Raw genomic sequence first — 11713 nt, 5'->3', positions numbered from 1 at the left:
GGCGGGGCCCGCCGCACACGGCGCGGCACCCGCCGACTCATAGAGGAGCCCCCCATGCCCGACCGCACCATCTTCGACAATGTCTCACCCCTCGACTTCCGCTACTACGGCCAGGACGAGAAGCTGCAGCAGGCCCTCGATCCCTTCGTGACCGAGCGTGGGCGTGTGCGTTCTGAAGCGATGGTCGAGGCCGCCGCCACGCGCGTGCTGTCTCGGCGCGGCATCTGCTCGGAAACTGTGGCCGACGAAGTCGCCGCCGCCGCCGCCCAGGTCACGCCCGAGGAAGTCGCGGCCGAGGAGGCCCGCATCCAGCACAACACCCGGGCGCTGGTCAACAGCATCCAGGCCCGCGTCAGCGACGCCGCCCGGCCGTACGTGCACTTCACCCTCACCAGCTTCGATGTCGTGGACACGGCCACGGCCTGGCGGCTCAAGCAAGCGGCCCTGCAGGTCGTCATCCCCGATCTGCTCAAGCTCGAGGAGACCCTTATCGCCCTCGCCCGCCGGGAGCGCGAGACGGTGCAGATGGGTCGCACCCATGGCCAGCACGCCGTGCCCATCACCTTCGGCTTCGCCGTCGCCGAGTATGTCAGCCGGCTGGGCGGGCGTATCCAGGCGCTGCAGCGCGCCGCCGCCGACATGCGCGGCAAGATCAGCGGCGCGGTCGGCGCCTACAACGCCTCCAGCCTGTGCTTCGATGACCCCATCGAGTTCGAGCGCGAGGTCCTCGCGGAAGTGGACCTGTTGCCCTCGATGCACTCCACGCAGATCGTCGAGGCCGAGTTCGTCGCCGACTACGTCCATGCGCTCGTGTCGGCGCTGGGCGTGCTGGCGTGCCTGTCAGACGACATGCGCCACCTGCAGCGCACCGAGATCGGGGAGGTGGGGGAGGTCTTCGCGGCCGACCAGGTCGGCTCGTCCACGATGCCCCACAAGCGCAACCCGATCAACTTCGAGAACGTCAAGAGCATGTGGAAGCAGTTCATGCCGCGCATGGTCACGGTCTACATGGACCAGCTCTCCGAGCACCAGCGCGACCTGACGAACTCCGCTTCGGGCCGCTTTGTGCCGGAGGTCATCGTGGCCCTATGTTCGTCGGCGCGGCGCCTGAGCCGCACCATGGGCAAGCTGGTGTCCGACCCGGAGCGGATGCGCGTGAACTTCGAGTTGACCCAGGGCATGGTGGCGGCTGAGCCCGCCTACATCCTGCTCGCGGCGCTCGGCCACCCCGACGCCCACGAGGCGATGCGCAAGCTGACCCTCCAGGCCCAGAAGGAAGGCCGCCCCCTCGAGGACGTGCTCTTCGCCGACGCGGAGGTACAGCCGTGGCTGACAAAGCTGACTGACGCGCAGCGCGCGGTCCTGCGCGATCCGGCCAAGTACCTGGGGGCAGCGGTCGCGAAGACCGACCGGGTGTGCGACTACTGGGCGAGTGAGTTGGGGTTGGCGTAGCCGTCGGGGGGGGCTTGCGTCTGAGAAGGGACCGCCCGGCCGGTGGACCGGCCGGGCGGCGGGGGAACAGGCTAGCCCTCCGTCGGGGGACCGAGGGGCTTGGTCAGCTTCTGCAGCTTCTGCCATTGGTCGTCAGACAGCACCTCCTTGAGCCTGGCGTTGAGGTTGCTCTTGCACGCGCTTTGCGCCTTCTGCATCGCCTCCATGTCGCGGTCTCTCATCGCCTCCGCGACGGCTTGATCCCGGGCAGTCAGTTCGGCGGCAAAGGTCGGCTTGAGTGTCCCCACTTGCTCGGCGGTACACCCCAGCTGAAACGAGACGGCAGTCCAGGCCTTCTCCAGGTAGTTCATCGCCTGCATGTCTCCGCCAGGACCGCCGGAACGACCTCCGCCGCCACCGGGCGGCGGGCCTCCGAATCCCCCGGGCTGGGCCAGAGCCAGTACGGCCAGACCCAGTGCGACGAGTGCGACTCCTCCGGTCATCACGATGCGTCTGCTGCTCATACGTCCGTCCTCCTTGGACTCCGCGCGTCTGGAAGCTGTGTGCCTCGGAACGACGGGGCCGCGGGTGCCCCGAGGGCGCGGTGGCCGCTACAGTGGCGTGTGCCCAATGCAGGGAATCCTTCCCTGCCGGCGGAACGTCTCTGTACCGGGGACGGCCTGCCCACCCCCGGAGCGTACTGCAGTGCCCCGCTGGGTTCCGACGCAGATCCGACGTTGACAGGGAACTAATTGTTCCGTAAAATAGTTTGAGTGATGTAATATTTAGGTATACAAGCATAGGAGGAAGCCATGGCTGCGAAGTCGCGTGATGAGAGCATCGCCGCCATAGATGACCTGTTCCATGACATCTTTGGCAAGGCCCTCCGTCCGGAGACCCCGCCGAGCCGTGAGCTGAACATCACGATGGGGCAGATGCACTGCATGCACACGATCGCCCACCTGGGGAACCCCACCATGTCGGAGATCGCCGAGGCGCTGCAACTGCATCCGAGCACGGTGACAGTGCTGGTGGATGGCCTGGTGTCCCACGGACTGGTCCGGCGGAAGCCGGATCCCCATGATCGGCGAGTCGTGCGGGTCAGCGAGACGGCCAAGGGTCGCCACAACCATGAGCGGCACAGCCAGGAGAAGCGAGCACGGGTCAGTGAGATGTTGTCGGGGCTGAGCGACGACGACCTGCAGCGAGTACTGGAGAGCCTGGCCCTGTTGCGCGAAGCTGCCCGCGAATACGCCGAACGTCGGAAGGCAGCGGCTCCACCGAAGGCGCCGACGCGCTGACCGCCGCCGCAGTACAACGCGAACGTCAGACGAGTGGTGAGAACATGAGAAAGCGCATTCTGTTGGTTGTCGGGATTGTCGTCGTAGTGGCGGTGGTAGCGTCGGTACTGGTCGTACGCCAGCGCAACGCCAAGCGCACCAAGACGGCGGCGCCGCAGCTTGTGAAGGTCGAGCGGGGCTCGGTCCGGCGGACCGTCACCGCCGACGGCACCCTCAAGGCGCTCACGAGCGTGGACGTCAAATCCGACGCGGGCGGCAAGGTCATCCTGTTGGCGGTGGACGTCGGCGACAAGGTGAAGAAGGGCGACCTCATCGCCAAGATTGACCCCACCAACACCGAGACCGCCTACAGCCAGGCCGTGGCGGACATGCAGAGCAGCCAGGCGCAGTTGTCGCAGGCCCAGGCCGAAGCCCAGGCCCAGCCCCGCCTGACGCGCTCGACCATCGCGCAGGCCCAGGCGGCCTACGACAGCGCGGTCGCCGACCTCAAGCGGCTGCAGTCCTCCACGCAACCTCGCGATCGGGCCGATGCCCGCGCGAGCCTGGACCGGGCGCAAGCCTCCGTGCGTGAAGCCCAGGAGAACCTCAGCCGCATGAACGTCTCCACCCACCCGGTGTCCCGCAGTTCGGCCCGGGCCAGCCTTGACCAGGCGCAGGCCTCTCTGCGCTCAGCGCAGGAGACCGTCAAGCGCCTCAAGCAGGCCCAGCACCCACAGGCGTCGGTGCAGGCCAAGGCCTCCCTGGACAAGGCCAAGAGCGCCCTGTCCGTGGCCGAGAAGGAACTCAAGCGCTCGCGCGAGCTGAACGCGAAGGGCTACCTGTCGCAAAGCAGCCTCGAGACGGCCGAGGACACCTGCGAGAGCGCTCGCGCTGCCTATGCCGAGGCGCAGGAAGTCGTGCGGACCGTGGCTGACGACCAGGCCGCCGAGCTGCGCGCCGCCGAGGCGGACGTGGACCAGGCGCAGGCGACTCTGGCCGCGGCACAGAAGAAGTGGACCTCGCTCGATGACGACCAGGGCTCCGAAAAGCGCGCCACGGAGGCCCAGTTGCAGCAAGCGCAGGCCGACCTGGCGTCAGCCCAGCGCCAGTGGGCGACCCTGGACCAGGATCAGGCGGAGGAGCTGGCGGCGTCGCGTCAGGCCGTCAAGAAGGCGCGGGCCGCGCTCGATAACGCCAAGGCGGACGCGATGCAGGTGCGGGTCAAGGCCGAGGCCGTCGTGAGCCAGCGCGCGCAACTGGCGAAGGCCGCCGCTGAAGTCAACGACACGCGGACCACGCTGAGCTACACCACCATCACCGCCCCCCGCGATGGCGTGATCCTCTCGAAGGATGTGGAAGAGGGCACCATCGTCAACTCCGGGCGGTCGGGCGTGTCCGAAGGCACCTCGATTGTCACGCTGGGCGACCTGAGCGCCATGTACGTGGACGTGGACGTGGATGAGACCGACCTGGCCGACATCTCCGTCGGCCAGCAGGTGGAGATCGAGGTCGACTCCGTGGCCAACAAGGTGCTCAAGGGCAAAGTGACCCGCGTGGACCCGCAGGCCTCGACAACCTCCAACGTGACCACCGTGCCGGTGGAGATTGAGGTCCTGGACCACGACAAGCGTCTGCTGCCGGGCCTGAGCGCCACCTGCACCTTCCTGGTGGGCGAGCGCACCAACGTGCTCACCCTCCCGACGCGCGCCATCCGGCAGCGCGACGGCAAGACCACCGTGACCATCCCCGGCGATCCCTCCGCGCGCGTCGTGATGGTCGAGGTCGGCCTGGAGGGCGATGAGACCACCGAGATCGTGTCGGGCCTGAACGAGGGCGATCAGGTCATCCTCCCGCAGCTCGGCGCCAACACCGGCTCCGACATGGGTGGCCCGCCGCCAGGCATGGGCGGCGGGTTCCTGAAGTCATCGTCGAAGTAGGGTAAAGGGCGGACGAAGGAGAAGTCGTAATGTCGGTCTGGGAAGCTGTTCAGCTCTGTTTCGAGGCGATCCTGGCCAATCGCCTGCGCTCGGCGCTGACGATGCTGGGGATCATCTTCGGCGTGGGTGCGGTCATCGGCGCCGTGTCGCTGACCGCCGGGGCGAAGGCCGCCACCCTGGCCCGGTTTGAGGCGATGGGCACGAACTCGCTCCGCATCATGCCCGGCCAGGGGCGGGGAGCGATCGGGGGCGGCATGGGCTCGGCCGCCACGCTCACCCTGGAGGATGCTACCGCCATCGGCAAAGAGGTGTCCGGCGTCACGGCCGTGTCGGCCCAGGTCAGCTCCTCGATGCAGGTGCAGGCTGGCAACCAGAACACCAGCACGAGCGTTCAAGGTGTGGGCGACAACTACCTGGACGTCGGCAAGCTCACCATGGCCCAGGGACGCTTCTTCACTGCCGAGGAGAGCCGCCGCCGCCGCAAGGTCGCCGTACTGGGGCCCACGGTCGTCGAGAACCTGTTTGGCAAGGGCGAGTATGTCGTCGGCGAGTCGCTCCGGCTCAAGGGCATGACCTTCTCGATCATCGGCGTCTGCAATGAGAAGGGCTCCACCGGCCCCTTCGACCCCGATGACACGGTCTATGTCCCCATCAACACAGCCATCTACCGGCTGGTGGGCAGCATGACCGGGGCCAAGGACAGTGTCAACGGCATCACCGCTCTGGCCGCCGACATGTCACGGGCGAACCAGGTCAAGGCCGAGGTCACGGCCCTGCTGCGCCAGCGGCACCGCATCAAGGACGGCGACGACAACGACTTCCGCATCATGGCCGCCGCCGACATCGTGCAGAGCGCTGAGGCCACCAACCAGATCATGACGCTGCTGTTCTCGTCCATCGCCATCGTGTCACTGCTGGTCGGGGGCATCGGCATCATGAACATCATGCTGGTGTCGGTGACCGAGCGCACGCGCGAGATCGGGTTGCGCAAAGCGCTGGGGGCCACCCCGCGCGACATCATGCTGCAGTTTCTCATCGAGTCCATGACCCTCAGCCTCGCCGGCGGGGTGCTCGGGGTCGTCTTCGGCATCGGCACCGCATTCACGGTGCGCTTGTTCGGCCTCAATAGCGCCGTGTCGCCGCCGTGGGTCTTCCTGTCGTTCGGGTTCGCGGCGGCGGTCGGCGTTGTCTTCGGTCTGCTGCCGGCGCAGAAGGCTGCAGATTTGGATCCTGTGGAGGCGTTGCGATATGAATAGAACCCTCTTGAGTGCTCTTCTGCTGGCGGTGCTGGCGAGTATCGTGCCGGCGTTCGCCCAGCAGTCCGGCCAGGCGTTCACGCTCGAAGACTGCATCCGCACGGCCCTGGCTCACAACCCACAACTGGTCTCATCGGCGCAGGACGTCGCCGTGGCACGCAACAGTCTGCGTCAAGCTCGCAGCAGCTACTCTCCGCAGCTTGGCCTCAGTGCCGCCGAAGGCCTGCACGGCTCACGAGGCCGCAACAGCGCCACCGACAATGACGCGAGCCTGACGCTGGACATGACCTTCTGGAAGACCGGGCGGCAGGACAGCGTAGCGCAGAGCAAGGCCAACGTGGCCTCCGCCATCTCCTCGCACGGCGACACGCGGCTGAGCGTGGCCCAGTTGGTGGCCGACGACTACTACGCCGTGCTGGCTGCCGCAGAACTCGTCGGCGTCGCGAAGGCTGGCGTGGAGTATGCCGAGCAGCACCGGGCGCAGGTCGCCATGCAGATCGAGAAGGGCTCCGTGGCGGCCGTTGAGATCCACACCGTGGATGACGACCTGGCCCGGGCGCGGCTGAGCCTGATCGAGGCGCGCAGCACCGTGCGGACGGCCATGGCTACCCTCAAGACCGACATGGGCCTGCCGTACACGACCGATCTGCAGCTTGCCCCCGCCCTGATGGGAGCCGAGCAGACCGTGCCGGCCGAGGCCGACGCCGTGGCCATGGCCCTGGAGAAGCGCCCGGACTTGCAGGCCCAGCGCGCGACCGTGCAGGCACGGCGCTCCGCCGTGCGTGTGGCCCGGGCCGCGCGTGGGCCCGTTCTGGAAGTCACCGGCCAGGCCGCCCAGGACTACGCCGACTGGGACGACGCCAACTCCTCGTGGGACCTCACCGCCGGTTTCACCTGGCCGCTGGCCGACGGTGGCTACACTGCCGCCGCCCAGCGCACTGCCGAGGCCAACCTGACCGGCAGTGAGGCAAGCCTGCGGAACCTGAGCAATGAGGCGACGCTGGCCGTGCAGACGGCGCTGATCGAGCTGCAGCGGACCACTGAGAGCATCAAGGCCTGTGAGGAGGCCCTGACGGCCGCAACGGCCCGGCTCAAAGCCGCCGAGGTCAAGTACAGTGCGGGCCTCGGCATCTTGATCGAGGTGACCTCCGCCCGGCAGGACCTCACCAGCGCCGAGGCGGACCTCGTGCGCGCCCGGTTCGACTACCAGGTCGCGGTCATCGCCCTGCAGCGAGAGATGGCCACGCTGCCGCTGCCCGAGGCGGAGGCCCAGCCATGACCGAGGCCGCGATCGCAACAGAGGATCTGCACAAGTCGTATCACATGGGTGACGTGGTCGTGGAGGCCTTGCGTGGCGTGACGGTGGCCATTCAGCCCGGCGAGTTCGTGGCCGTGATGGGCCCCTCGGGGTCCGGCAAGTCCACCTTCATGCACCTGATCGGCTGTCTGGACCGCCCTACCGCCGGCAAGTGCCTGATCGGCGGGGTTGACGTATCGCACATGGACCAGTTCGAGCTGGCGCACGTGCGCAACGGCAAGATCGGCTTCATCTTCCAGGCCTATAACCTGCTATCCAATGCCACGGCGCTCCGCAATGTGGAGCTGCCGATGATGTACAGCCTCGCGCGCCCCAGCAAGGCCGAGCGCCGCGAACGCGCCGAGAGGGCCCTGAGCGCGGTGGGCCTGCACGACCGGATGGGGCACAAGCCCCGCGAGCTATCCGGCGGGCAGCAGCAGCGGGTCGCCATCGCCCGGTCGCTGGTCAACGATCCCGAGATCATCCTGGGCGACGAGCCGACCGGCAACCTCGCCACCGCGCAGAGCGAAGAGATCATGGCTATCCTGCAGGGCCTGCACCGGCAGGGCCACACGGTCATCATCGTCACCCATGAGCCGGACATCGCCCAGCACGCCCAGCGCATCATCCACTTCCGCGACGGCCTGGTCGAAAAGGAGACCATCGTCGAGAATCCCGTCCAGGCGCAGGCGAGGGTGCAGGTGCCGGCGACTTAGCGTCGGGCGCCTGAAGTCGTCCTCATCCCACAGTAGGGCAGGCGGCCTCGCCTGCCCGCGTTGCCGTCCGTCCGCCCGTCGCCCCGCTGATTCGCCCTCCCCGGAAGGACCCCTCGCCCCACGGGCGGAATACCCCAACCGCACAACGTAACACCGCCGACCGGCACTGAGCACGCAACAGGGAGTGACGCCGCATGGCACTCATGGGCCTGGATGTAGGCAGCACCGGCTGCAAGGCCGTCGTCTTCGACGTCGAGGGCAACCAGCTAGCCCGCGCCTACCGCGAGTACCCGGAGATCTACCCGCAAGCCGGGTGGATCGAGCTGGATCCGGCCCGCGTGTGGCAGGGCGTCAAGGAAGTCATCGCCGAGGCCGCCGCTGGAGCGCGGCTCTCCAGAGCCGCCGACACGGAGGTCCGCGCCCTCAGCATCTCGGCCATGGGCGAGACCTTCACGCCCATCGCCAAGGACGGCAGGTTCCTGTACAACAGCATCGTGTCGCCCGACAGCCGCGCGGTGCCGCAGGCGCAGGCGCTCGAGGAGGCCCTGGGTGCCGAGCGCATCTTCCAGATCACCGGCATGCCTGCCCACCCCAGCTACACGCTGCCCAAGATCGTCTGGATGGCCCAGACACACCCGGACATCCACGCGCAGGTCTGGAAGTACCTGCTGTGGCCCGACCTGATCTACTACCAGCTGGGCCTGGAGCCGCGCCTCGACTACTCCCTCGCGGGCCGGACCATGGCCTTCGACGTGGTGCGCAAGCAGTGGTCGGAGGAGATGTTGCAGGCGGCGTCCCCCCCCTGCCCCCCCCTGAAGGGGGGGGAACAGAAGGGGCCGCCACGCCTGCCGTTACCCCCCCTTTCCGGGGGGGGCAGGGGGGGGACGCCGTTGACTCCCGACCTCTTCGCCGACCCCATCAAGCCCGGCGAGGTCGTCGGTGAGCTGTCGGCCGCGGTGGCTGCTGGGTTGGGTCTGCCTACCGGTTGTGTCGTCGTCGCCGGTGGGCACGACCAGCCGATGAACGCCCTCGGTGCCGGGGTTATCAAGGAGGGGCTGGCGGTGGACGGCATAGGCACGGTCGAGTGCATCACTGTCGCCTTCGACCAGCCCGTGCTCACCGAGGCCATGCGCAGCCACAACTACTGCTGCTACCCCCATGTGGCCCTCGACCTGTACTGCTCGCTGGCCTTCAACTACTCGGCCGGCAGCGTCCTGCGGTGGTACCGCGACAACTTCTGCGCCGCCGAGAAGCAGCAAGCCGAGGCGGCCGGGCAGGACGTGTACGACCTCATCCTCGCCGACCTGCCCGATGAGCCTACGAAGCTGTTCACCGTGCCGTACTTCGCCGGCTCCGGCACGCCGTACCTGGACCCGCTCGCCCGCGGCGGCATCTTCGGCCTCACACTCAGTTGCGACCAGAAGACCTTCGTGAAGGGCCTGCTGGAGGGCACCTGCTACGAGATCAACCTGAACATCGTGTCGCTGGCGGCGGCGGGGGTGAACGTGGATCGGCTGCGCGTCACGGGTGGCGGCAGCCGCAGCCCGTTGTGGCTGCAGCTCAAAGCCGACATCACCGGCAAGGAGATCGTGACGACCAACGTGAGCGAGAGCGGCTGCCTGGCCGGCGCGATGCTCGGGGGCGTCGCCACCGGCGCGTATGCCTCCCTCGTCGAGGCCACCGAGACTCTGGTGCAGGAGAAGGAGTCATACTACCCCAACCCGGCCAAGCACGCGCAGTACGAGGAGCTGTACGGCATCTACGCGCAGCTCTGGCCGGCGGTCCGGGAGTTGGTACGGGCGCAATGAACCGGCAGGCACTGATCGGCGCGGTCATCGCCATGCTGGCGTGGGGGGCGGCGGCGATCTGCGACAAGTTCGGCATGCGCGGCGGCCAGGTGAGCCCGCTGGCAGGGCTTATGGTGCGGCTGACCGTGGCCACCGTCGCGGTCTGGGCCTTCGGGCTGGCGTCGGGCATTCTGCCGGAGCTGCGGCGGCTGTCGGAAGTGGCCCCCGCGAACCTGCTGGGACTGGCGGGCGGCGGACTCCTGGCGGCGCTGGTGGGGCAGCAGGCATACTACGCCGCGCTCCGGTACGCCGATGCCTCGCGGGTGGTGCCCTTCACGGCCAGCTATCCCGTCATCGCGATGGTGCTGGCGGTGGTGCTGCTGAAGGAGCCCCTGACGGTGGCCAAGGTGGTCGGAACGCTGATGATCATCGGGGGGCTGATGTTGGTGTCGGGCGTGCTGAACGGGAAGTAGGGAGCGGGCGCCTGTCACGCGCCCACCTCAGGAACCGGGAGTGACTGCTATGCGCGCCATGCGACTTGCCCTTGCTGCTCTGCTGCTGCTGACCGCCCCGGCTCTCGCCGGCCAGTACGTCACCCTCCTGCACTTCAACGACTTCCACGGCCATCTGCTGCCCGACGCCCCGGACAAGGCCGGCCACAGCAAGGGCGGCCTGGCACGCATGGCCACCATGGTCGAGCAGACGCGCGCCTGGAACCGCGCCCACAGCATCCCCACGCTACTGCTGGAAGCCGGGGACATCCTCCAGGGCACCCCGCTCTCGACAGTCTACCAGGGCGAGCCCGACTTCACCTGCCTGAACCTGATGCAGACGGATGCGATGGCCCTGGGCAACCACGAGTTCGACTTCGGAATAGGCAACCTGCTGCTGCGGTGCGAGCAGGCGCGGTTCCCGGTGCGGTCGGCCAACGTGATGCGGGACAACGCCATGCTGACGGGCTCGGGCATCACCCTCAGAAAGCTCGGCGTCGAGACCGCGGCCATCGTGGGGTTGAGCACCCCGGACACCAAGACCGAGAGTGCCCCGGGCAACACCGTCGGCGTGGACTTCACTGGCCCCGCGCAGACCATGCGGCAGCAGATCGCCCGCCTGCCCGGGAACGTGAAGCTCATCATCGCCCTGACCCACCTGGGCCTCGGGGGCGACCTCAAGTTGGCCGAGGCCGTGCCGGAGATTGATGTCATCATCGGCGGGCACAGCCACACGGTGCTGCAGCAGCCGCGCCAGGTTGGGCAGACCCTCATCTGCCAGGCCGGCGCGTACAGCCAGTACCTCGGCCAGCTCGACGCCTACGTCGAGGACGGGCGCATCGTCAAGCATCGCGGCTTCCTGCGCCCGGTGACCGAGAAGGTGCCGGAGCGCAAGGACGTGGCCGCCGTCGTCAAGCAGTACGCCGAGAAGCTGGAGCAGCGGATGGCGCAGGTCGTCGGGCAGGCGGGGTGCCCGCTGGAGGGGGAGCGTGAGGCGGTGCGCAGCCGTGAGACGAACCTGGGCAACCTCATCGCCGACGCCATGCGCGAGCGAGGCGAGGCCGAGGTCGCGCTCGTCAACGGCGGCGGCATCCGCGCCGGCATAGACGCCGGGCCGATCGCCCTGGGCGAGCTGCTGACGGTGCTGCCCTTCAACAACGAGCTGGTCACGCTGGAGCTGAGCGGCCAGGCTCTGGGCGAGGTCCTGCAGTTCAACGCCAAGGGCACTGCTGACAAGGACAACGGGGGCTTCCTGCAGGTCTCCGGCCTCAGCTTCACCATCCGCAACGGCGCCGCCGAGGACATCAAGGTAGGGGAGAGCCCGCTGCAGGCCGACAAGACCTACAAGGTCGCGACGGTGGATTTCCTGGCCTCGGGGGGCAACGGCTACACGGCCTTCACGCAGGGACGGAATGTGCGCATGGTCGGGGTGCTGCTCAGTCAGCTCGTGCTGGACTACCTCGGCGCCCACCAGCCGGTCGCGCCGCAGGTGGAGGGGCGCATCCGCCTGCCGTAGCG

Annotated in this window: 10 protein-coding genes; 9 read left to right on the top strand and 1 reads right to left on the bottom strand. The window is 68.1% G+C overall.

Going from position 1 to position 11713, the window contains the following annotated elements; translation table 11 throughout:
• Window positions 1–54: 54 nt before the first annotated feature.
• Window positions 55–1452 carry an adenylosuccinate lyase gene (locus tag LLH23_03695; GenBank protein MCE5237576.1) on the top strand — a complete coding sequence of 466 codons (1398 nt, stop codon included), beginning with the start codon at window positions 55–57 and terminating at the stop codon, window positions 1450–1452.
• Window positions 1453–1523: 71 nt separating this feature from the next.
• Here the strand turns inward: LLH23_03695 and LLH23_03690 are convergent, their stop codons facing one another.
• Window positions 1524–1955: a hypothetical protein gene (locus LLH23_03690; GenBank protein ID MCE5237575.1), complete on the bottom strand. Its 432-nt coding sequence runs from the start codon at window positions 1953–1955 to the stop codon at window positions 1524–1526.
• A gap of 288 nt (window positions 1956–2243) precedes the next feature.
• On the opposite strand from LLH23_03690, the gene LLH23_03685 reads away from it, so the two are divergent.
• The 8 genes from LLH23_03685 to LLH23_03650 all read left to right on the top strand — a co-directional run bounded on the left by LLH23_03685 (window position 2244) and on the right by LLH23_03650 (window position 11711).
• Entirely contained in the window at window positions 2244–2732 is a 489-nt protein-coding gene (locus LLH23_03685; GenBank protein MCE5237574.1) for a MarR family transcriptional regulator, read from the top strand.
• Window positions 2733–2776: 44 nt separating this feature from the next.
• Window positions 2777–4648 carry an efflux RND transporter periplasmic adaptor subunit gene (locus LLH23_03680; GenBank protein ID MCE5237573.1) on the top strand — a complete coding sequence of 624 codons (1872 nt, stop codon included), beginning with the start codon at window positions 2777–2779 and terminating at the stop codon, window positions 4646–4648.
• A 29-nt stretch (window positions 4649–4677) separates the two neighbouring features.
• Window positions 4678–5904 (top strand): ABC transporter permease, encoded by a 1227-nt coding sequence (locus LLH23_03675; GenBank protein MCE5237572.1) that lies wholly within the window; start codon window positions 4678–4680, stop codon window positions 5902–5904.
• Window positions 5897–7183: a TolC family protein gene (locus LLH23_03670; GenBank protein MCE5237571.1), complete on the top strand. Its 1287-nt coding sequence runs from the start codon at window positions 5897–5899 to the stop codon at window positions 7181–7183. The genes LLH23_03675 and LLH23_03670 overlap by 8 nt, the downstream gene beginning before the upstream one ends.
• Entirely contained in the window at window positions 7180–7917 is a 738-nt protein-coding gene (locus tag LLH23_03665) for an ABC transporter ATP-binding protein (GenBank protein ID MCE5237570.1), read from the top strand. The genes LLH23_03670 and LLH23_03665 overlap by 4 nt, the downstream gene beginning before the upstream one ends.
• A gap of 194 nt (window positions 7918–8111) precedes the next feature.
• A complete protein-coding gene (locus tag LLH23_03660; GenBank protein ID MCE5237569.1) occupies window positions 8112–9725 on the top strand; it encodes a hypothetical protein in 1614 nt (537 codons plus the stop codon).
• Window positions 9722–10177, top strand: a complete 456-nt coding sequence (locus LLH23_03655; protein MCE5237568.1) for a DMT family transporter — start codon at window positions 9722–9724, stop codon at window positions 10175–10177. The genes LLH23_03660 and LLH23_03655 overlap by 4 nt, the downstream gene beginning before the upstream one ends.
• Window positions 10178–10226: 49 nt before the next feature.
• Entirely contained in the window at window positions 10227–11711 is a 1485-nt protein-coding gene (locus LLH23_03650) for a 5'-nucleotidase C-terminal domain-containing protein (protein ID MCE5237567.1), read from the top strand.
• Window positions 11712–11713 lie beyond the last annotated feature (2 nt).

The sequence above is a fragment of the bacterium genome, assembly GCA_021372615.1.
Taxonomy (GTDB): Bacteria; Armatimonadota; Zipacnadia; order Zipacnadales; family UBA11051; genus JAJFUB01.
The sequence above is the reverse complement of the archived record's forward strand: the minus strand, read 5'-3'. Positions and strand labels throughout refer to the sequence as shown.